19 protein-coding genes are annotated in these 20,463 nt (G+C 58.4%); 15 read left to right on the top strand and 4 right to left on the bottom strand.

Annotated elements, in window-relative coordinates; all coding sequences use genetic code 11:
• Positions 1 to 14: 14 nt before the first annotated feature.
• The 5 genes from ACR3FB_RS16660 to radC are packed head-to-tail and all read left to right on the top strand — an operon-like array spanning position 15 to position 3,866.
• Positions 15 to 950 carry an ABC transporter substrate-binding protein gene (locus ACR3FB_RS16660; RefSeq protein ID WP_480566105.1) on the top strand — a complete coding sequence of 312 codons (936 nt, stop codon included), beginning with the start codon at positions 15 to 17 and terminating at the stop codon, positions 948 to 950.
• The gene (gene tenA / locus ACR3FB_RS16655) at positions 947 to 1,621 is read left to right on the top strand and encodes a thiaminase II (protein ID WP_480566107.1); all 675 of its coding nucleotides are present in this window, start codon (positions 947 to 949) and stop codon (positions 1,619 to 1,621) included. The genes ACR3FB_RS16660 and tenA overlap by 4 nt, the downstream gene beginning before the upstream one ends.
• On the top strand, positions 1,618 to 2,343 hold the full coding sequence (locus ACR3FB_RS16650) for an ABC transporter ATP-binding protein (RefSeq protein WP_480566109.1): 726 nt from the start codon (positions 1,618 to 1,620) through the stop codon (positions 2,341 to 2,343). The genes tenA and ACR3FB_RS16650 overlap by 4 nt, the downstream gene beginning before the upstream one ends.
• Positions 2,340 to 3,074 carry an ABC transporter permease gene (locus ACR3FB_RS16645; RefSeq protein ID WP_480566111.1) on the top strand — a complete coding sequence of 245 codons (735 nt, stop codon included), beginning with the start codon at positions 2,340 to 2,342 and terminating at the stop codon, positions 3,072 to 3,074. The genes ACR3FB_RS16650 and ACR3FB_RS16645 overlap by 4 nt, the downstream gene beginning before the upstream one ends.
• Positions 3,075 to 3,110: 36 nt before the next feature.
• Entirely contained in the window at positions 3,111 to 3,866 is a 756-nt protein-coding gene (gene radC / locus ACR3FB_RS16640; protein ID WP_480566113.1) for a RadC family protein, read from the top strand.
• 278 nt (positions 3,867 to 4,144) lie between these two features.
• Here radC and ACR3FB_RS16635 read toward each other — a convergent pair whose 3' ends face one another.
• From ACR3FB_RS16635 to secA, 3 genes are all read right to left on the bottom strand, one after another.
• A complete protein-coding gene (locus tag ACR3FB_RS16635) occupies positions 4,145 to 5,701 on the bottom strand; it encodes a phosphate ABC transporter substrate-binding/OmpA family protein (protein WP_480566115.1) in 1,557 nt (518 codons plus the stop codon).
• A gap of 24 nt (positions 5,702 to 5,725) precedes the next feature.
• Positions 5,726 to 6,634 (bottom strand): hypothetical protein, encoded by a 909-nt coding sequence (locus tag ACR3FB_RS16630; protein WP_480566117.1) that lies wholly within the window; start codon positions 6,632 to 6,634, stop codon positions 5,726 to 5,728.
• 100 nt (positions 6,635 to 6,734) lie between these two features.
• Complete coding sequence (secA, locus tag ACR3FB_RS16625) at positions 6,735 to 9,452, bottom strand: preprotein translocase subunit SecA (protein WP_480566119.1); 2,718 nt, start codon at positions 9,450 to 9,452, stop codon at positions 6,735 to 6,737.
• Positions 9,453 to 9,628: 176 nt separating this feature from the next.
• On the opposite strand from secA, the gene ACR3FB_RS16620 reads away from it, so the two are divergent.
• Genes ACR3FB_RS16620 through ACR3FB_RS16610 form a run of 3 tightly spaced genes read left to right on the top strand, consistent with a single transcriptional unit; the run spans position 9,629 to position 12,105 of the window.
• On the top strand, positions 9,629 to 10,477 hold the full coding sequence (locus ACR3FB_RS16620; RefSeq protein WP_480566121.1) for a peptidylprolyl isomerase: 849 nt from the start codon (positions 9,629 to 9,631) through the stop codon (positions 10,475 to 10,477).
• A 6-nt stretch (positions 10,478 to 10,483) separates the two neighbouring features.
• Positions 10,484 to 11,710 carry a bifunctional glutamate N-acetyltransferase/amino-acid acetyltransferase ArgJ gene (gene argJ / locus ACR3FB_RS16615; RefSeq protein WP_480566123.1) on the top strand — a complete coding sequence of 409 codons (1,227 nt, stop codon included), beginning with the start codon at positions 10,484 to 10,486 and terminating at the stop codon, positions 11,708 to 11,710.
• Positions 11,707 to 12,105 carry a (deoxy)nucleoside triphosphate pyrophosphohydrolase gene (locus ACR3FB_RS16610; protein WP_170640962.1) on the top strand — a complete coding sequence of 133 codons (399 nt, stop codon included), beginning with the start codon at positions 11,707 to 11,709 and terminating at the stop codon, positions 12,103 to 12,105. Before argJ ends, ACR3FB_RS16610 begins: the two co-directional genes overlap by 4 nt.
• 91 nt (positions 12,106 to 12,196) lie before the next feature.
• Here the strand turns inward: ACR3FB_RS16610 and ACR3FB_RS16605 are convergent, their stop codons facing one another.
• Complete coding sequence (locus ACR3FB_RS16605) at positions 12,197 to 12,607, bottom strand: nuclear transport factor 2 family protein (protein WP_170680770.1); 411 nt, start codon at positions 12,605 to 12,607, stop codon at positions 12,197 to 12,199.
• A gap of 389 nt (positions 12,608 to 12,996) precedes the next feature.
• On the opposite strand from ACR3FB_RS16605, the gene ACR3FB_RS16600 reads away from it, so the two are divergent.
• The 7 genes from ACR3FB_RS16600 (at position 12,997) to ACR3FB_RS16570 (ending at position 20,459) form a co-directional block, all read left to right on the top strand.
• On the top strand, positions 12,997 to 14,940 hold the full coding sequence (locus ACR3FB_RS16600; RefSeq protein WP_170720950.1) for an AMP-binding protein: 1,944 nt from the start codon (positions 12,997 to 12,999) through the stop codon (positions 14,938 to 14,940).
• Between the two features lie 79 nt (positions 14,941 to 15,019).
• Positions 15,020 to 15,838: an ABC transporter ATP-binding protein gene (locus tag ACR3FB_RS16595; RefSeq protein ID WP_170380262.1), complete on the top strand. Its 819-nt coding sequence runs from the start codon at positions 15,020 to 15,022 to the stop codon at positions 15,836 to 15,838.
• A 29-nt stretch (positions 15,839 to 15,867) separates the two neighbouring features.
• Entirely contained in the window at positions 15,868 to 16,854 is a 987-nt protein-coding gene (locus tag ACR3FB_RS16590) for a branched-chain amino acid ABC transporter permease (RefSeq protein ID WP_170462900.1), read from the top strand.
• 2 nt (positions 16,855 to 16,856) lie between these two features.
• Entirely contained in the window at positions 16,857 to 17,114 is a 258-nt protein-coding gene (locus ACR3FB_RS16585) for a hypothetical protein (protein ID WP_170380264.1), read from the top strand.
• Positions 17,115 to 17,117: 3 nt separating this feature from the next.
• Complete coding sequence (locus ACR3FB_RS16580) at positions 17,118 to 18,194, top strand: branched-chain amino acid ABC transporter permease (protein ID WP_170380265.1); 1,077 nt, start codon at positions 17,118 to 17,120, stop codon at positions 18,192 to 18,194.
• A gap of 75 nt (positions 18,195 to 18,269) precedes the next feature.
• A complete protein-coding gene (locus tag ACR3FB_RS16575) occupies positions 18,270 to 19,553 on the top strand; it encodes an ABC transporter substrate-binding protein (protein WP_170380266.1) in 1,284 nt (427 codons plus the stop codon).
• Between the two features lie 72 nt (positions 19,554 to 19,625).
• Complete coding sequence (locus tag ACR3FB_RS16570; protein WP_170380267.1) at positions 19,626 to 20,459, top strand: ABC transporter ATP-binding protein; 834 nt, start codon at positions 19,626 to 19,628, stop codon at positions 20,457 to 20,459.
• Positions 20,460 to 20,463 lie beyond the last annotated feature (4 nt).

The raw sequence follows: 20,463 nt of genomic DNA, 5'->3' as shown, positions 1-20,463 counted from the left end.
AGGAAACGCGAGATATGAAAAAGCTGATGACAGCCATCGCCCTTCTGGCCGCTGCGCCGGCCTGGGCCGAAGACAAGATGACCGTTCTTCTGGATTGGTTCATAAACCCCGATCACGGCCCGATCATCGTGGCGCAGGAAAACGGTTATTTCGCCGAGCAAGGCCTCGAGGTCGAGATCGTTCCACCCGCCGACCCGTCCGCCCCGCCGCGTCTGGTGGCCGCTGGTCAGGCCGAACTGGCCGTATCCTATCAGCCGCAACTGCACCTGCAGATCCACGAAGGCCTGCCGCTGAAACGCGTCGGCACGCTGGTCGCGACTCCTCTGAACTGCTTACTGGTTCTGGAAGATGGCCCGATTAAGTCGCCCGCTGACCTGAAGGGCAAGAAAATCGGCTTCTCGGTCGCGGGCGTGGAAGAGGCTGTTCTGACCACCGTTCTGGGTAAATATGGCGTGACTCTGGACGATGTTGAATTGATCAACGTGAACTTCTCGCTCTCACCGTCGCTGATGACCGGCCAAGTGGATGCGGTGATCGGCGCCTATCGGAACTTCGAGCTGAACCAGATGGATATCGAAGGCCGCCCCGGCACCTGCTTCTATATCGAGGAAGAGGGCGTGCCGTCTTACGACGAACTGATCTACGTCGCCAACCCCGAGACGATGGATAAGGACAAGATCGCGCGTTTCCTGGCGGCGACCGAAAAAGCGACCCAGTACATTGTCAACAATCCCGAAGAAAGCTGGGAGATTTTCGCCGCGACTTCGCCCGAGTTGCAGGATGAGCTGAATGCTCGCGCGTGGGTCGACACTCTGCCGCGCTTTGCTCTGCGCCCGGCGGGTTTTGATGCGGGCCGTTATGCCCGATTTGAGACCTTCCTGAATGAAAGCGGCATGATCGATAGCGTTCTGCCGGTCAGCGACATCACCATCGACGTGACCGCGCAATGAGCGACTATGGCAAGGCCTTCACACTGATGCGTGATGCGGCGCAGGGACCGTGGCGGGACTACACCCGCCACGCCTTTGTTGAAGGGATGAAGGACGGCACTCTGCCCCGAGAGGCGTTCCTGCATTACCTGCGTCAGGATTATGTGTTCCTGATCCATTTCAGCCGCGCCTGGGCGCTGGCGGTGGTGAAATCAGAAACGCATTCCGAAATGCTGACGGCTGTGGGCACCGTGAACGCTTTGGTCGCAGAAGAGATGCAGCTGCATATCGGTACCTGCGAAGCGGCCGGTATCTCTCAGGAGGAGCTGTTTGCAACCCCGGAACGTGCCGAAAATCTTGCCTATACGCGGTTCGTGCTGGAGGCCGGGTATAGTGGCGATCTGTTGGACTTGCTGGCAGCGCTGGCACCCTGTGTGATGGGATACGGAGAAATCGGGTCTCGACTGGCCTCCGAGGCCACATCCGAGACCTATCGCGACTGGATCAATACCTATGCTGGTGAGGACTACCAGGGTGCGTGCAAGGCGGCCGGCGAACTGCTGGATTCGGCTCTAACACGACGTCTTGGGGCGGATATCGAGGCCTCTCCGCGCTGGGATCGTCTGTGCCAGACCTTCCGAACCGCCACAGAGCTAGAGGTCAATTTCTGGCAAATGGGTCTGACCCCATGACCCCGGCGCCCGATCTAACTATCAGCGGACACGCGAGTATTGGCGATACGCCCTTGTTCGCACCGCTGACTCTGACCCTTGGGGCGGTACAGTGGACTTGTCTGTTAGGTGGATCGGGCGTTGGCAAAACCACGGTTCTGCGCCTGATCGCAGGGTTGGAGACAGGCGCGGATTTCACCGGTCAGATATCGGCCAGCGATGGCCAAACGGTCCCGACTCGCGTGGCCTATATGGCGCAGGACGACCTGCTGCTGCCTTGGGCGACGGTGGCGCAAAACGTCTCGCTCGGCGCGCGGTTGCGGGGTGAGAAACCCGATCTGGATCGCCGGGACCGTCTGATTGAACGGATGCGCCTGCAAGATCACATGGCCAAGAAACCGTCGGAGCTGTCCGGAGGCCAACGACAGCGCGTCGCCTTGGCGCGGACACTGATGGAAGATCGCCCCATCGTGCTGTTGGATGAGCCATTCTCGGCCCTCGACGCGCGCACCCGCGCGGACATGCAGGATCTGGCCGCAGAGGCGCTGCAGGGCCGGACGGTCCTTCTGGTCACCCACGACCCGGCCGAGGCCGCACGTTTGGGCCAATCCATCGTCGTGATGACGCAGCAGGGGCTGACGCCCTGTGCTCCGCCTGCCGCGCCCGCACCGCGCCATGTGGATGATCTGGAGACATTGGAAACCCAAGGCGCGCTACTGAAACTATTGAGAGAGGCGGCATGAAACTCCTCTCTGCCCTCGCCGCAACCTTGTTCGCTCTGGCCGTCTGGCAAGCGATTGTCAGCCTGACCGGCCTGCCCAAATTCATCCTGCCCGGCCCGGCGCTTGTGGCCGAGACCTGGTGGCAGAACCGCTGGGTGATTGCGGAACATACTTGGATTACCGCGGTTGAGGTCGTGATCGGCCTGGCGGTTGGTACCGTTCTAGGCGTTGTCACCGCGCTGCAACTGGCCAATTCACGGGCCGCACGGGTGCTGGTGCAGCCGATGCTGGTTTTCACGCAGGCTTTGCCGGTCTTTGCGCTGGCGCCGCTTCTGACCCTGTGGCTGGGCTACGGCCTTTGGTCCAAGGTCGCGATGGCGGTTCTGATCATCTACTTTCCGATCACCTCATCCTTCTTTGACGGTCTGATGAGGACCCCGCCCGGATATCTCGATCTGGCGCGTACGATGCAGGCAGGCCCGCGTTCGATCCTGTGGCACATCCGTATCCCGGCGGCGTTGCCTTCGCTAGCCTCGGGGATGCGATTGGCGGCGGTCTATGCGCCGATTGGCGCGGTGATCGGCGAATGGGTCGGGTCCTCGCAAGGGTTGGGCTACCTGATGCTGCTGGCCAATGGCCGGGCCAAGACCGATCTGATGTTCGCGGCCATGCTGACTTTGGGCGTGCTCTCGATCCTGCTGCATATGCTGGTGCGCCGCGCCACCGCGCGCATGGCCGGTGAGGCGCGTTAACCTTTCAGAAACCGATTCTGCGCCAAGGTAAGGCCCATGACACAGGACGCCTTTGCCGAAGCCCCGATGCTTTTCGATACGGACGAAGCGCCAGCGCAGCCGCTGCCGACGGGTCGGTTACCCTCCTACATCAAAGACCATCGCAAGCGGCTGCGCGAACGGTTCATGTCTGGCGGCTCGGGCGCTATGCCGGACTATGAGTTGCTGGAACTGGTGTTGTTTCGATCCATCCCGCGTCAGGACGTGAAACCGCTGGCCCGGCTGCTGATGGATACGTTCGGGGACTTCAACCGCGTTTTGACTGCGCCTGAAGAACGGTTGCGTCAAATCAAAGGCGTTGGCGAAACCGTCATCACCGATCTGAAAATCCTGGAGGCCTGCGCCCATCGCATGGCCCGCTCGCGGGTGATGCAGCGACATGTGATTTCGGGCTGGGATGCCTTGCTGGACTATTGCCATACCACCATGGCACATCGCGAAATTGAACAGTTTAGAGTCTTTTTTCTGGACCGTAAGAACGTCCTGATCGCAGATGAGGAGCAGGCCAAGGGCACCGTCGATCACGTGCCGGTCTATCCGCGCGAAGTGGCGAAACGGGCGTTGGAACTGAACGCCTCAGCCCTGATTCTGGTGCATAACCACCCGTCGGGCGATCCCACACCGTCGCAATCGGATATCGACATGACCAACCGTATTCAGGATGCCTGCACGGCTTTGGGGCTGACCCTGCACGACCACCTGATCATCGGAAAATCAACCGAGCTGAGCTTCCGGTCCGAGGGGTATTTGTGACGGGAAGAGTTGTGTTTTCAGTTGATTGCCCAAACGACTGAAGTTGTTGTCTGGGTTGAGAGTTCCAATTTGTCCGATTCATTTTGATGAGGACAGCTTCTCGCTTTCGTCCATTTTGCCTTTATCCAAATGCGTCACGGGGTTTGTGCATAGTGTTGCGTCTCACCGGAAAGAGCGTCGCGTATCTAGAGATCATACATGGTCTCCGCGCGGCTGGCGGAACACTCATTGCTTGCAGAGGCGGTTTCGTCCGAGTTTCTGTCCGACATCGTCACTCTCTAGTTCACCCAAACCTCAACCCGTCGGTTTGTTTTTCGGCCCCACTCAGTGTCATCGCAGGCCATGGGCATCGCCTCTCCGAAGCCTTCAGTTGTGATCTTGATACTGTCGGGGATTTCGGTCTCAATGGCGGCCAGAACCGCGTTGCGTACGGTTTGCGCCCTGCGATGGGCGATCCGGGCATTGGCGCTGGCGCCTCCATCCCCGTCGCTGAACCCGGCAAAGACAAGCTTGCGAGGGGTCAAACTGCCGGACTCAAGTGCCTGGGCCAATTGCAGAATATTGGACCGTGATTGCGCATCCGGGCGAGAGCTTCCCGGCTCGAACCGGAAGGAGATCGACAGTCTAGATAATGGCCGCAGAGTTTCGACCATATGTTGAAGCTCTTCCAGCCCGACCTCGGCCCCTCCGGAAACGATGGCATTGGCAAGACGATCCCCTTGCAGCCCAATGGGCAGGTTCTCGGTCGCTTGATCGACAAACCCGGCCTGCCGTATCGCCATCTGCGCGTCGCCTGAGCGGGTATAGGCCAGAAACTGGCGCGCGATCCGAGGCAGGCGGCGTTGTGGCAGGTAGAGGAACATCGGAGAGGTCAGCGGGTAATCCTCGGTTTTGATTGACTGGCGGGTCGCAGCAAGGGCATGTCCGCAGCCTCCAGCCAAAGGCAGTGCGCGGGTCGAGCCTGAGGCCGCCTGCGTCGTGATGCCGATCGAAAACGGGTCATTGGCCACTGCTTGTACAAGATCGCGATTGCGCTCGTGGCGGAGAACGCCTTCGGACAGCACTGCCTGAGCGGGGAAGAGTAGCTGATCCTCGACATCCTGGGACAAGCCTGAACCGGCGTCCGGCATGTGAAGGGCAATCGGAGCGTCCGGCCCTTCCAGGTCTGTCCAGTTGGTGATCTCGCCCGACAGAACACGGACCAGATCCGCAGGTGAGATCTGCTGAACGGTATTCTCTGGCGCAACCACTGGGACGATCGCATCCAGCGCCACAATCCGCGCGCGGCGGGGATGGGTCAGATCGCCCAGACCTGCAGCCTCGGCCGCATCGCGTTCCTCATCCCGGATTTCGCGTTGCGCCATCACGATATCGGCGTCGTTGTCCATGAGGTCGGCAAACCCCTGATCCGTCGTTCCAACGCGAAAGAACAGGCGGGCGAGAGGGGCCGTGCGGTCTGGCTGGCGCAGCTCATAGGCAAAGCTGCGCGCGTTCACGCGCGATGGGGTTGCTGTCAGACCTTCTTGCCGGGCGAAGCCGATGATGAGGGCAGGCAGGACCGTCTCGGCCATGACGGATGATCCCGAGAACCGGACCTCGGCCACGAAATCGGTCAGGCTGGGGCAAGCGGGGCCGTCGCATGTGACGCCGGAGCCATCGACTGTCAGCTCTCCGAACTGGGTGTCGACCCGGTAGAATTCACCGTCGAAGCCCAGCAGGGTGCCGGAGACTTCGATCTTGCCATCATGCGATGTCAGAATAATATCCTGCGCTGCGGCTGAAACAGCCAGCGAAACAGAAAACAGTACGGCCAGCGCCGCACGAAAAAGTGTCATGAGAAGGTCGAGCCTGCCTGCGGTTTAATTTGCCGCGATTGTCAGGTCTTGGAACAGATTATTCAACACCAGAAACTCACCGACTTCGGTACAGATAGGCATCGTCAGGATCAGATCGCGCGACCGCAGCCGGCGATCACTGCGCAGTTCCAAAGACTGGACGTTCAGATCGCGCCCGCAATTGGCCTCAGTCACTTCGGTTTCAACCGTCAAAGCGACCGATCCGGTCTGTTCCGAACGCGCAGCCGGGAAAGAATAGATCTGGATATTCTGCCCATCATGGAAGCCCGCGCTGCCCAGATGGACCACAGAACCCGCGCCCTGCGATGCGCTATTGGCCGATATATGCCCCGGCTCTCCATAGCTTGCGCCGAACTCCAAGGCGTGGATTTGCAGATCGGTCTGACCTTGCCATTGCAATGCGACCCGGTCGAACTGGTCAATGTCCATGATGTGAGTGGTGGCGACCGTGCCGGTCTGATCCTCGAATGAGATCAGGAAAATGGCGTATTCGGATAGGGCCGGAATGGTCAGATCCAAGGCACCGTTTTCGTCGGTTTGCTGTGTCAGCGTCAGACCGCTGTGGTGGATTTCAACACGTTCATTGCTGCGGCAGGGGGCCTTGATCCGCAGCCGTGCATTGGCACCCATTTGGGCGGTGGCACGCGCGCTGATGCTGCAATTGGTGTGCTTTTGTGCGGCCTTCGGCGAAGGGCGCTCAATCGGTTGAGAGGGGGTCTCGTCAGAGGAAGAGGTTTGCACGATACGCTCAAGCCCGGCAATGACCGAGGCCTGATCCGCGACAGAAGCCACGGCGACAGGTTCCTGCGCGCCGTTCGGCTGCGCAGGCGCACCATATTGCATCAGGTAACCAATACCCAAGGCACAGGCGACTGTGCCGCACATGGTCACGTAATTTCTGACTACGAACAAAACACCCTCCCCAGTTGAAGGAGCGAGTCGCACTCTCGTTAAAAATCGCGGCCAATTTGTGGCCGCGAAGCGGAGCGATTGTGACTGGTATTTGTTGACGTTAGGTCAACCTGCCATGGCAGTGTTTGAATTTCTTGCCCGAGCCACAGGGGCAAGGATCGTTGCGCGAAGGATTACCCCAGGTCGACGGATCATTCTCGTCAAAGCCGGGCAGTGCATCGCCCGACGCGACGGCCTCGGCCTTGGCCTCGGCGGCACCCGCAGCTTGATCAACTGCTTGCTGAGCCTGCGCTTGCTGGGCCGCCATCTGCGCCAGCATCTCGCGCTGCTCCTCCTCGGTCAGCGGGCGCACGCGCGACAATTGCTGAGTCACGGTTTCGCGCAAACTGTCCAGCATGCCTTCGAACAGCTGGAAGCTTTCGTTCTTGTACTCGTTCAGCGGATCGCGCTGAGCGTAGCCCCGGAATCCAACGACCGAGCGCAGATGTTCCAGCGTCAGAAGATGCTCGCGCCATTTGCCATCGATGGTCTGCAGAAGGACCTGCTTTTCGATGTTGCGCATGTTCTCGGGGCCGAATGCGACAGCCTTTTGCGCCATCATCTCATCGGCGGCCTTAACCAGACGCTCGCGCAACTGTTCATCATCCACGCCTTCCTCGGCGGCCCAGTCCTGAACCGGGGCATCGATGGTCAGCTTTTCCTTGATCGCCTCATGCAGCCCATCTGTATCCCACTGATCTGCATAGGATTTCGGCGGCATGTATTCGTCGATCAAATCGTCGATCACCTGCTCGCGCATGTCCGAGACGATCTCTGACAGGTCGTCGGCTGACATGATCTCGCGCCGCTGGCTGAAGATCACCTTACGCTGATCATTCATTACGTCGTCGAATTTCAGAACGTTCTTGCGCATGTCAAAGTTGCGGCCTTCGACCTTGGATTGCGCGCGTTCCAGCGATTTGTTGACCCAGGGGTGCACGATGGCTTCGCCCTCTTTCATGCCCAGTGTGGTCAGTACCTTATCCAGACGTTCTGAACCGAAGATGCGCATAAGGTCGTCTTCGAGGCTAAGGTAGAATACCGTGCGTCCCGGATCGCCCTGACGGCCCGATCGGCCCCGCAGCTGGTTGTCGATGCGGCGGCTTTCGTGGCGTTCCGAGGCCATGACATACAGTCCACCCGCATCCAGAACCTTTTGTTTTTCCTCGGCGTGCTTGGCCTCTTCCGCAGCGCGCAGCTCGGCTGGATCGGCCTCAGGGTTTTCGGCCAGGGCCTGCAGAACCTTCATTTCCACATTGCCGCCCAGCTGAATGTCGGTACCACGACCGGCCATGTTGGTGGCGATGGTCACCGCACCGTAGCGGCCCGCATCGGCCACGATCTGGGCCTCTTGTTCGTGCTGGCGGGCGTTCAGAACGTTGTGTTCGATTTTTTCTTTGTTCAGCATCTGGCTGAGGACTTCGGATTTCTCGATCGAGGTGGTGCCGATCAGAACCGGTTGACCCTTTTCCTGGGCCTTCTTCGCTTCAGAGATAATCGCGCCGTATTTCTCCATCGCGGTACGATAAACCTGATCGTCTTCGTCGAGACGCGCAATCGGACGGTTGGTGGGGACTTCGACCACACCCAGACCGTAGATTTCCTGGAATTCTTCGGCTTCGGTCAGCGCTGTCCCGGTCATGCCGCCCAGCTTGTCATAGAGGCGGAAATAGTTCTGGAAGGTCACGCTGGCCAGAGTCACGTTCTCAGGCTGAATCTGGACGTTTTCTTTCGCCTCGATCGCTTGGTGCAGACCTTCCGACAGGCGACGGCCCGGCATCATACGGCCAGTGAATTCGTCGATCAGCACCACGTTGCCGTCACGCACGATATAGTCCTTGTCTCGCTGGAACAGTTTATGCGCACGCAGACCCTGATTGACGTGATGCACCACGGTGGTGCTTTCGGGATCATATAGAGAATGATCCTCGGGGATCAGGCCCGCGGCGATCAGTTGTTGTTCCAGAAACTCGTTGCCCTCATCGGTGAAGGTCACGTTGCGGGATTTTTCGTCCAGCGAGTAGTGATCATCACTCAGGCTCGGGATCAGCGCATCAATCGCTGTGTACAGGTCCGAACGGTCCTGCGCCGGACCCGAGATGATCAGTGGCGTCCGCGCCTCATCAATCAGGATCGAGTCGACTTCATCCACAATCGCGAAATTGTGGTATTTCTGATAGATATCGGCCATATCGGCCTTCATGTTGTCGCGCAGATAGTCGAAGCCAAGCTCATTGTTGGTGGCGTAGGTCACGTCACACGCGTAAGCGGCTTTCTTCTCGGCATCTTGCTGGCCCGACCAGATCACACCGGTGGTCATACCCAACGCGGCAAAGACTTTGCCCATCCATTCGGCATCCCGCTTGGCCAGGTATTCGTTGACGGTGACGACATGCACGCCCTTGCCGGTCAGGGCGTTCAGGTAGGCGGGGAATGTCGCCACAAGCGTTTTGCCCTCACCCGTCTTCATCTCCGAGATATTGCCCTGATGCAGGAAGGTGCCGCCCATTAGCTGCACATCAAAGGCCCGCAGACCCAGCGCGCGTTTGGCACCCTCGCGCACGTTGGCAAAAGCTTCGGGCAGCAGGTCATCCAGGCTCTCGCCATCCAGCGCACGTTTGCGCAGTTCGGCAGTCTTCTCGACCAGACCCTCGTCAGAGAGTTTTTCGAACTCGGGTTCCATCGCGTTGATCTTTTCGATCAGGGGGCGGGTCGCCTTGATCTTGCGGTCGTTCGGTGTTCCGAACACCTTTTTGGCGAGCGTTCCGAGTCCCAGCATGTTCACTCCAGCGGATCTGTTCTTGTCTTGGTTGCGACAGGCTTGCCCACCTTGCGCGCAACCCATAGATACGGGGGGTGAAAGGCGGCCCTGTCCAAGGCTTCAAAGCGATGTAAGCGGCAGGTTCTGAAGTGTCAACGCTGCGCCCTGTCGCGGCAAAGAAATAGGATGATTCCATGCCCAAAGGCCTCACTTTTCTGCCATCGCTGGCTTTGACCGCCGTGATGGCGCTGCCGCTGGCCGCCGAAACCAAGCCAGACGCAGGCACCGTTCTGGCCACGGTCAACGGGGACGAGATCACACTGGGTCACGTTGTCGCCACCGTCGCAGCATTGCCGCAGCAATATCAGCAGATCGAGGATGATGTGCTGTATGACTTCGTGCTTGAACAGCTGATCCAACAGCAATTGCTGGGCCAACAGCAGGAAGAGCTGACCCAACAAAACGCTCTGACGCTGGACAATGAAACACGCTCTTTGCTGGCGGTGCAGACTGTGAACGCCCTGACCAACGATGTTGTGACGGATGAGGCGGTACAAGCGGCCTATGACGCGCAGTTTGCCGAATTTGAAGGTGAAGACGAGTTCGATGCCAGCCATATTCTGGTTGAGTCCGAGGACGAGGCCAAAGCGCTCAAGTCGCAACTTGATGACGGCGCCGACTTTGCCGAGATGGCGCGCGAGCATTCGACCGGGCCGTCCGGCCCCAATGGCGGTGCGCTGGGCTGGTTCGGTAAGGGCCAGATGGTGCCTGAGTTTGAAAACGCCGTGCTGGGTCTTGAAAAAGGTCAAATCTCAGACCCGGTGCAAACGCAGTTCGGCTGGCATTTGGTGATCCTGAACGACAAGCGCAAATCTGAAGCCCCCGCGCTTGAGGCCGTGCGCGATGAACTGGCCCAGACCATTCAGCAAGAGGCTATTCAGGCCCGTATTGATGAGTTGACCCAACAGGCTCAGATCGAACGCACCGCCCTTGAAGGAGTTGGTCCTGAAGTCATCCGCCAGCTGGACCTGATTCAGGAGTAAAAACCCGTGGCCACGATCACCAAAACCTCGCCACTGGCCCCTGCCGGTTTCCCCGACCTGCCCGCGATTGACGGAGTGCGTTTTGCAACCGTTGAGGCGGGGGTGCGCTACACAGGCCGGACCGACGTCATGTTGGCGGTTCTCGATCCCGGCACGTCCGTGGCTGGGGTGTTTACGCGCTCGGCTACACGCGCCGCTCCGGTGCTGGACTGTCAGGACAAGATCGGTGGTTCCAGCGATGGGTCTGCGGCGATTTTGGTGAATTCGGGCAATGCCAATGCTTTCACCGGCCACTACGGCCAAAACTCGGTCGCTGAGGTGACGCAAGCGGTTTCCAAGGCGACCGGCGTTCCGGTTGAGAGGGTCTTCACCTCATCCACCGGCGTGATCGGAGAGCCTCTGCCGCATGATCGCATCGTCTCGCAGCTTGAGGCGTTGAAATCCGGTCTCAGTCGCCATGCCATCGAGGACGCGGCGCGGGCCATCATGACCACCGATACCTTCCCGAAAGGGGCCTCTGCGCAGGTCGAGATCGATGGCAAAACAGTCTCTATTGCAGGCATTGCGAAGGGATCGGGCATGATCGCGCCCGATATGGCGACGATGCTGGTTTACATCTTCACCGACGCTGAGGTTGACCAGTCGGCGCTGCAATCCATGCTGGGCGCGCAGACCGACCGGACCTTCAACTGCATCACCGTCGATAGCGATACCTCGACCTCGGACAGCCTGTTGCTGTGCGCGACAGGTGCGTCGGGTGTTGATGCTACCGGGAACGCGGCCTTCGCCGAGGCGATGGAAACCGTGATGCTGGACCTTGCGCAGCAAGTTGTGCGCGATGGCGAAGGGGCGACGAAATTCGTAGAAATCCGCGTGACCGGAGCCGCCTCGGACGCAGATGCCAAGGTGCATGGGCTGGCGATTGCGAACTCCCCTCTGGTGAAAACCGCCATCGCGGGTGAGGACCCCAATTGGGGCCGAGTCGTCATGGCCATCGGCAAATCCGGTGCCGCCGCCGATCGCGACCTGCTGAGCATTTCCTTTGGCGATATTCTGGTCGCTGAAAAAGGCTGGGTCAGCCCCGACTATCGTGAAGAAGACGCGGCCGCCTACATGAAAGGCCAAGACCTTGTGATCGCAGTCGATCTTGGGTTGGCCGAGGGCCAATCCACCGTTTGGACCTGCGACCTGACCCATGGTTATATCGAGATCAACGCGGATTATCGTTCATGAAGACAGTTCTGGTATCTGCAGTCGCTCTGATCGACATCGAGGGCCGCGTCTTGCTGGCCCAACGACCCGAGGGCAAATCCATGGCTGGTCTGTGGGAATTCCCCGGCGGCAAGATCGAACCCGACGAAACCCCCGAGGCTGCCTTGATCCGCGAATTGCACGAGGAACTGGGTATCGACACTTGGGCCTCTTGCCTCGCGCCGCTGACCTTCGCTAGCCACAGCTACGACGATTTCCACCTGCTCATGCCGCTGTTTGCCTGCCGCAAATGGGAGGGGATACCGCAGTCCAAGGAGGGTCAGGCGCTGAAATGGGTGCGGGCGAATGATCTGCGCAATTACCCGATGCCGGCGGCGGATGTACCGCTGATTCCGATACTGCGGGATTGGTTGTGAACGTCTGGCAAAACCCGAGTTAAGGTCTCCAAATGAAAGAATAGAAAAGAAACCCAGCGGGATTTTCCGCAGGGTTTCCTATCTTCGAATGTTAAGCCCAGCCAAGCTGCTTCAAGGAATGCGCATCGTTCCAGATTTTCGTCATATGCCGAATTTTGTCGCCATCGAATTCAATCGCGTAAACGTAGTCGGCCGCGATTGTTTTGCCGGTGGCCGGAACCGGACCATCTACTGAATGGGTTCCGTGGAAAACAGCAAATGCATTCACGATTCCACGGTCATCGTCAGTCGAGAAAGATTTTAGCTCATAGTGCCCATCTGGAATCGGAGTTAGCAGCCCCTTCATCCAGTCGGCGTAGCCTTCTAGTGTTGTCACATCGACCAGAGCATCGGCTTGCGCTGAAAACGTGGCCCCGTCGTGACAGAAGTCCTTACAGCCGTCCCAGCCTTTGCCGGTTTCGCATGCCTCAAAGAACTCTCGTGCAGTTTTTTGAATGGACATTGGTTTCCCCCCTAAACAACAGCCAGCTGAATTGGCCACTCAGTCACTCAACACCAATCAGAGTACGCTGAAAGGTGCGTATCTCAAAATGACCCAGGATAAACCTGCAAGGCCGAGGTGGAATGACGTATGCTCATATGTGTGCGGATATTCGATTGCGCTGATCTTTGAGAGCGCATGTTCGATTGGACGAAACGAGTCCGTCTGACCCTGTTACAATTCGTAAGAATTGAGAAAACATCAGGCAAAACTTGACGCTGATCGTGACTGTGCTCCTAATCGGGGCATTGGCGTTCGGGCACCATCCCGGACCTGCCATTTCCGACCCGGGGAGGGGTCGGGTGGGGAGGAGAAAGAGATTGGCTCAGACGCAGTCGGGCGCTGAAGGGATGCAGTCCCTTCCGGCGCTGCTACATCGCAATGCGACAGAGTTCGGGGATACCCCGGCTTATCGAGAAAAGGAATTCGGGATCTGGCAATGCTGGACCTGGGCGGAGGCCGCCAAGGAAATCCGCGCCATCGCGCTTGGATTCCTGGAGTTGGGCGTTGAGAAAGGCGACCACATCGCTGTCATCGGTCGCAACCGTCCGGCGCATTACTGGTCGATGGTGGCTGCTCAGATGGTGGGCGCGGTTCCGGTGCCTCTGTATCAGGACTCGGTCGCCGAAGAGATGGCCTATGTGCTGGAACATTGCGGCGCGAAATTTGTCGTCTGCGGCGATCAGGAGCAAGTCGATAAGGTCATCGAGATTCAAGAAAACCTGCATCAGGTCAAACACATCCTCTATACCGACAAGCGCGGGATGCGGAAGTATGACCACTCTCAGATGAACGCGCTTGAGGACATTATGGCCGAGGGCAGCGCTGGGCACGCGCGGTTCGATACCGAGCTGGACAAGCGCATCGCGGCGATCACTTATGACGATACTTGCGTGATGCTCTACACCTCCGGCACGACGGGCAAGCCCAAGGGTGTTGTGCTGTCGAACCGGAATGTCATTGAAAGTGCCAAGAATTCGGCCGAGTTCGATCATCTGACCCGGAACGAAGACATTCTGTCTTACCTGCCGATGGCCTGGGTGGGCGATTTCATCTTCTCGATCGGTCAGGCCTATTGGTGCGGCTTCTGCGTGAACTGCCCCGAGAGCGCCGACACGATGATGACCGACCTGCGTGAGATCGGGCCGACCTATTTCTTTGCCCCACCGCGCGTTTTTGAAACGCAGCTGACCAATGTGATGATCCGGATGGAGGATGCGGGCAAGCTTAAGCGCAATATGTTCCATCATTTCATGGCGCATGCCAAAAAGGTCGGCGGCCTGTTGTTGGACGGCAAGCCGGTGGGCTTTGGCGACAAGCTGAAATACGCGCTGGGCAACATGCTGGTTTACGGCCCCTTGAAGGATACGCTCGGCTATGGCCGGTTCCGCGTCGGCTATACGGCGGGTGAGGCCATCGGGCCGGAAATCTTTGATTTCTACCGCTCCTTGGGCATCAACCTGAAGCAGCTCTATGGTCAGACCGAAGCGACTGTCTTTATCACGCAACAGCCGGACGGAGAGGTTCGGGCGGATACGGTCGGCGTTCCGGCTCCTGCGGTTGAGTTGAAAATCGACGAGAGCGGCGAGATCCACTACCGCTCACCAGGTGTGTTTGTTGAATACTACAACAACCCGGACTCGACGGCCTCGACCAAGGATGCTGAGGGTTGGGTTGCGACCGGGGATGCAGGGTTCATCGAGGAAAGCTCGGGCCATTTGCGGATCATCGACCGCGCCAAGGATGTGGGCAAAATGGCTGACGGGTCGATGTTCGCGCCGAAATATGTCGAAAACAAGCTAAAGTTCTATCCCGATATTCTAGAGGTCGTGCTGTTTGGGAACGGCAAGGATCGCTGTGTGGCCTTCATCAATATCGACCTGACGGCGGTCGGAAACTGGGCGGAGCGCAACAACGTGGCTTATGCGTCCTATCAGGAGCTGGCGGGCCATCCGCGTGTGTTAGAGACGATTAAATCGCACGTGGAAGAGGTGAACAAGTCGGTTGCAGCGGATGAGATGCTGTCGGGCTGTCAGGTGCATCGTTTTGTGGTGTTGCACAAGGAACTGGATGCTGATGATGGCGAGATGACTCGGACCCGTAAGGTGCGTCGCGGCTTTGTCGAGGATAAATTCCACGACATTATCGCCGCGCTTTATGACGGATCTTCGAGCGTTTCGACGACAACCGAAGTGACCTACGAGGATGGGCGCAAAGGGTCGATTTCTGCAACGCTTGAGATCGTTGATGCGCCGGTTGTGTCGGTCGCGCAGCACAAGGTCGCTGCGGAATGATGGGCCGTTTGAGCGCCGCTCGACCTGCGGTCATCGCCCCGCCCGCCGTCCCGTTTTTGCGTAAGTCTGGGAGAGGCTGATGCTGGATAATTCCGAAGGATATGTCACCGAAGACGGCCGCAAGATCGGCGGTGTGGTGATGGAGATGAAGAACATCACCCTGCGTTTTGGCGGTGTGGTTGCGATCAAGGATATCTCGTTTGATATTCGAGAGGGTGAGATTCGCGCCATTATCGGGCCAAATGGGGCGGGCAAGTCCTCGATGCTGAATGTGATCTCGGGGTTTTATGTCCCGCAGGAGGGGGAGGTTTGGTTCCACGGCTCCAAGCGCCCTCCGATGCGGCCGTTTGAGGTGGCACAGCAGGGGATTGCGCGGACCTTCCAGAACATTGCCCTGTTCGAAGGCATGAGCGTCCTGGACAACGTCATGACCGGACGCCTGAGCTTTATGAAGACCAACATCCTTCAACAGGCTTGGTGGAAGGGGAAGGCCGAAGCGGAAGAGACCGAGAATCGTGAGGCGGTTGAGCGGATTATCGACTTCCTCGAGATCCAGCACATCCGCAAGACGCCTGTGTCACGCCTGCCTTACGGGTTGAAAAAACGGGTGGAGCTTGCGCGCGCTTTGGCGGCGGAGCCGAAGCTGCTGCTGTTGGATGAACCCATGGCGGGTATGAACGTCGAAGAGAAAGAGGATATGAGCCGCTTCATCCTCGACGTGAATGACGAATTTGGCACCACCATTGCTCTGATTGAACACGACATGGGTGTTGTGATGGACCTGAGCGACCGGGTCGTCGTGATGGATTACGGCAAGAAAATTGGTGACGGCACACCCGACGAGGTGCGCAACAACCAAGAGGTCATCGACGCCTATCTGGGGGTCAGCCATGACTGACATCGGGGTAGTAAATTGGGGAGGCACCTATGCCTGAACAACTCGTATTTGCGATGGAGGTCATCCTCAACGGTCTGATGGCCGGGGTGCTTTATGCGCTGGTCGCGCTGGGCTTTGTGCTGATCTACAAGGCGTCGGGGATTTTTAATTATGCCCAGGGGGTTATGGCCCTTTTTGCTGCGATGACGCTGGTCGGGATCATGAAGGGCCAGGTGCCCTTTGCGCATCTGATCAACGCGATTTTCGGGACGCATATCCACTACTTTGGCTGGAATGTGCCCGCACTATTGGCGATCCTTTTGACCATGGCGGTGATGGTGTTGCTGGCCTGGGCGGTGCAGCGCTTCGTCATGCGACATCTGGTCGGGCAGGAGCCGATCATTCTGTTCATGGCCACCATTGGTTTGGCTTACTTCCTTGAGGGTGTTGCCGACCTGATGTGGGGGTCTGAGATCAAGACGCTGGATGTGGGTCTGCCCCAGGGCATCAACCTGTGGATTGATGAGACGACGTATAACATCTTCGACTATGGCTTCTTCATCGACAATCTGGACATTGTGGCGACGATCATCGCGGCGCTTCTGGTGGCAGCTCTGGTCGCATTCAGCCAGTACACCAAACAGGGCCGGGCAATGCGCGCCGTTGCAGATGACCATCAGGCAGCGCTGTCAGTTGGCATCTCACTGAACTTCATTTGGGTCATGGTCTGGTCGGTCGCAGGGTTCGTCGCTTTGGTCGCGGGGATCATGTGGGGCACCAAGTCCGGCGTGCAGTTCTCGCTGTCGCTGATCGCGCTCAAGGCGTTGCCGGTGCTGATGCTGGGTGGTTTCACCTCAATCCCCGGAGCGATCGTCGGCGGGCTGATCATCGGCGTGGGCGAGAAGCTGTTCGAATTCGCCTTAGGACCTGCGCTGGGCGGCGCGACTGAGAACTGGTTTGCCTACGTGCTGGCGCTGATCTTCCTCGTGTTCCGACCTCAGGGCCTGTTCGGCGAGAAGATCATCGAGAGGGTGTAGCGATGACCAAGCTGATCGCCATCATCAACGTCATCGCATGGGCCGGGTTCTGGGCGTTTGGGTATATTGCCCTCACCTCGGACGATCTGTCCGAAGGCCAGCTCACTATCGCGGCAATCCTGGCTTTTGCGGGTCTGATCATGGGCGTTCTGGCCTATTTGAAACTGGTCCGCGCGTCTGAGGCGAGCGGATACGCCAAGGGCTCAAACCAATTGGACGCCGCGGCCCGGAACCGGGCGCAGGAAGAATGGGGAAAGTAAGACATGTTCTATCGTGAGGCCGGGGATTTCAAAACCTCGTACATTGCTGACAGCCAGACTTTCCCGATCAAGTTTGACCGGTATCGCTACTATGTCGTGCTGGCGGTAGCGTTCGGGATCATTCCCTTCATCATCAACGATTATTGGGCCAACGCGCTGCTGCTGCCATTCCTGATCTACGCCATCGCGGCGATCGGGCTGAACATCCTTGTGGGTTATTGCGGGCAGGTCTCGTTGGGGACCGGAGGGTTCATGGCTGTGGGGGCCTATGCCTGCTACAAGCTGATGACTGCTTTCCCCGATGTCAGCATGTTCATCCACGTGATCCTTGCCGGAGGCATCACGGCCTTTGTGGGCGTGTTGTTCGGCCTGCCGAGCCTTCGGATCAAGGGGTTCTATCTGGCCGTGGCGACGTTGGCGGCGCAGTTCTTCCTTGTGTGGCTGTTTAACCGGGTGCCGTGGTTTTACAACTATTCGGCTTCGGGTCAGATCAACGCGCCGGAACGGGATGTGTTTGGTATCATCATCACCGGCCCGAATGCTCCGGCTTGGGCGACCTATCTGTTCTGCCTGATCTTCCTGACCGTCTGCGCCATCCTTGCACGCAATCTGACGCGGGGCACCACGGGTCGGACCTGGATGGCGATCCGCGACATGGATATCGCTGCCGAGATCATCGGCGTGAACCCCCTCAAGGCCAAATTGACCGCCTTTGCCGTCAGCTCATTCTTCGTAGGCATCGCAGGGGCTCTGTTCTTTGCGGTCTATCTGGGCGCGGTCGAAGTAGGCGAGGTCTTTGGCATCCAGAAATCATTCCTGGTGCTGTTCATGGTGATTATCGGCGGATTAGGCTCTATTTTCGGATCCTTTGCGGGGGCTGCTTTCCTCGTGCTGCTGCCGGTCGTGCTGAAGCTGATCGGTGTAGACCTGCTGGGTTGGCCCACGGACATTGTGGCGCACCTGAACCTCGTGATCGTAGGTGGGCTGATCATCATGTTCCTGATCCTCGAACCGCACGGACTGGCGCAGCTGTGGCGTGTCGCCAAAGAGAAACTCAGACTCTGGCCGTTCCCGCACTAGGGACAGGCCCAATCAAAAAAGACGGGTGCAAACGCCCGAAACCACCATCGGATCAATCAAGGGAGGAGACACCCGATGAACAAGAAACTGGCAACCCTGGCGCTGGGCGCCGTGATGGCCGCAGGTCCGGTCATGGCCGACCTTGTGTTCCCGTCGCTGAGCTACCGGACGGGTCCCTACGCGGCTGGCGGTATTCCGTTTGCTGACGGTTACGCCGACTATTTCACCCTGCTGAATGAACGCGATGGCGGCATCGGGGGTGTTCCAGCCAAGGTTATCGAATGCGAAACCGGCTATAACACTGAAAAAGGTGTGGAATGCTATGAATCGACCAAGGGCGAAGGTGCTCTGGTCTATCAACCACTCTCCACTGGGATTACCTATCAGCTGATCCCGAAAGTGACGGCAGATGGCATTCCCCTGCACACGATGGGATATGGCCGGACCTCGGCTGCGAATGGCGAGGTGTTCAGCCACGTGTTCAACTATCCGGCCAACTACTGGAACGGAGCTTCGGGCGCGATCAACTATCTGCTGGATGAAAACGGCGGAGACCTGAGCGGCAAGAAAATTGCGCTGGTCTACCACAACTCTGCCTACGGCAAAGAGCCGATCCGCACTCTGGAAACGCTAGCCGAAAAGCACGGCTATGAGCTGTCTCTGCTGCCCGTCGACCACCCAGGTCAGGAGCAGAAGTCGCAGTGGCTGCAAATCCGCCGCGAAAAGCCCGATTTTGTGATCATGTGGGGCTGGGGCGTCATGAACCAAGTTGCGGTTCAGGAAGCGGCCAACATTCGCTTCCCGATGGAGAACTTCATTGGCGTCTGGTGGTCAGGTGCTGAATTCGATGTCGAGCCTGCAGGTGAAAAGGCCACCGGCTACAAGGCCCTGACCTTCACGGGCCTGGGTATGGACTATCCGGTCTATGACGATCTGCAGAAATACGTCGTCGATGCCGGCAAAGCCGCAGGCGCAGGTGATCAGCTGGGCACTGTTCAGTACAACCGCGGTCTCTATGCTGCGATGTTAGCGGCTGAAGCGGTAAAGACTGCGCAGGAAATGCACGGCACTGCCGAGATCGACGCGTCAATGATGCGCGATGGCATGGAAGCGTTGGAAATCACAAATGCCAAGATGGAAGGTCTGGGCATGGTCGGTTTCGGACCGGAATTCTCGGTTTCATGTGAAAATCATGGCGGCCCCGGTCTTGTGGGTGTGGTCCAGTGGGATGCAGCAGCCGGAACCTGGAACCCGGTTCAGGACTTCAAACCGACAGATGCCGAAGTCATCAACGCTCTGATCGCAGAAGACTCGGCGGCTTATGCGGCTGAAAACAATATCGAAACGCGCTGCAACTAAAGCGCTCTGAACCAAGCGGGGCGGCGGTTTACTGCCGCCCTGACCCGAACACGCGAACGAGGATAGGCGCTGATGCTGGATGCGGCCCAAACCACGGATGTGCAGGCGGAAACCCTGCTTGAGGTCAACAATATCGAGGTGATCTACAATCACGTGATCCTCGTGCTGAAGGGCGTCAGCCTGACGGTTCCCAAAGGCGGCATCACGGCGCTGCTTGGGGGGAATGGTGCGGGCAAGACCACGACGCTCAAGGCGGTGTCGAACCTGCTACATTCTGAACGGGGCGAGGTCACCAAGGGCTCGATCAAATATCGCGGTCAAAGCGTGCATGAAAGCGACCCGGCGGATCTGGTGGAAAAAGGCGTCATTCAGGTGATGGAGGGGCGCCACTGTTTCGAGCACCTCACGGTCGAGGAAAACCTGCTGACCGGGGCCTATACCCGCAAGGACGGTAATGCCGCGATCCAGAGCGATCTGGAGCTGGTCTACAACTACTTCCCGCGCTTGAAAGAACGCCGCAAAAGTCAGGCGGGCTATACCTCGGGCGGGGAACAGCAGATGGTCGCGATGGGCCGCGCGCTAATGTCACGGCCCGAGACGATCCTGCTGGATGAACCCTCAATGGGGCTTGCTCCGCAGTTGGTCGAAGAGATTTTCGGCATCGTAAGAGACCTGAACGAGAAAGAGGGCGTCTCGTTCCTATTGGCTGAGCAGAACACAAATGTGGCGCTCAGGTTTGCGCACTACGGCTATATTCTGGAATCCGGTCGCGTGGTGATGGACGGTCCTGCTGCCGAACTGCGTGAGAACCCGGATGTGAAGGAATTCTATCTCGGCATGTCGGATGAAGGCCGCAAAAGCTTTCGCGATGTGCGCTCGTACCGCCGCCGCAAGCGGTGGTTGTGATCTG

This window comes from Ruegeria sp. AO1, from assembly GCF_056535985.1.
The sequence above is the reverse complement of the archived record's forward strand: the minus strand, read 5'-3'. Positions and strand labels throughout refer to the sequence as shown.

Bases quoted from the DNA above. Each gene is read 5' to 3' on its own strand.
- radC (WP_480566113.1), top strand. From the start codon at position 3,111: ATGACACAGGACGCCTTTGCCGAAGCCCCGATGCTTTTCGATACGGAC.
- ACR3FB_RS16620 (WP_480566121.1), top strand. From the start codon at position 9,629: ATGCCCAAAGGCCTCACTTTTCTGCCATCGCTGGCTTTGACCGCCGTG.
- ACR3FB_RS16650 (WP_480566109.1), top strand. From the start codon at position 1,618: ATGACCCCGGCGCCCGATCTAACTATCAGCGGACACGCGAGTATTGGC.
- ACR3FB_RS16635 (WP_480566115.1), bottom strand. From the start codon at position 5,701: ATGACACTTTTTCGTGCGGCGCTGGCCGTACTGTTTTCTGTTTCGCTG.
- tenA (WP_480566107.1), top strand. From the start codon at position 947: ATGAGCGACTATGGCAAGGCCTTCACACTGATGCGTGATGCGGCGCAG.
- ACR3FB_RS16595 (WP_170380262.1), top strand. From the start codon at position 15,020: ATGCTGGATAATTCCGAAGGATATGTCACCGAAGACGGCCGCAAGATC.
- ACR3FB_RS16605 (WP_170680770.1), bottom strand. From the start codon at position 12,607: ATGTCCATTCAAAAAACTGCACGAGAGTTCTTTGAGGCATGCGAAACC.
- ACR3FB_RS16610 (WP_170640962.1), top strand. From the start codon at position 11,707: ATGAAGACAGTTCTGGTATCTGCAGTCGCTCTGATCGACATCGAGGGC.
- ACR3FB_RS16590 (WP_170462900.1), top strand. From the start codon at position 15,868: ATGCCTGAACAACTCGTATTTGCGATGGAGGTCATCCTCAACGGTCTG.
- ACR3FB_RS16585 (WP_170380264.1), top strand. From the start codon at position 16,857: ATGACCAAGCTGATCGCCATCATCAACGTCATCGCATGGGCCGGGTTC.
- secA (WP_480566119.1), bottom strand. From the start codon at position 9,452: ATGCTGGGACTCGGAACGCTCGCCAAAAAGGTGTTCGGAACACCGAAC.
- ACR3FB_RS16600 (WP_170720950.1), top strand. From the start codon at position 12,997: ATGCAGTCCCTTCCGGCGCTGCTACATCGCAATGCGACAGAGTTCGGG.
- ACR3FB_RS16575 (WP_170380266.1), top strand. From the start codon at position 18,270: ATGAACAAGAAACTGGCAACCCTGGCGCTGGGCGCCGTGATGGCCGCA.
- ACR3FB_RS16580 (WP_170380265.1), top strand. From the start codon at position 17,118: ATGTTCTATCGTGAGGCCGGGGATTTCAAAACCTCGTACATTGCTGAC.
- ACR3FB_RS16645 (WP_480566111.1), top strand. From the start codon at position 2,340: ATGAAACTCCTCTCTGCCCTCGCCGCAACCTTGTTCGCTCTGGCCGTC.
- ACR3FB_RS16660 (WP_480566105.1), top strand. From the start codon at position 15: ATGAAAAAGCTGATGACAGCCATCGCCCTTCTGGCCGCTGCGCCGGCC.
- ACR3FB_RS16570 (WP_170380267.1), top strand. From the start codon at position 19,626: ATGCTGGATGCGGCCCAAACCACGGATGTGCAGGCGGAAACCCTGCTT.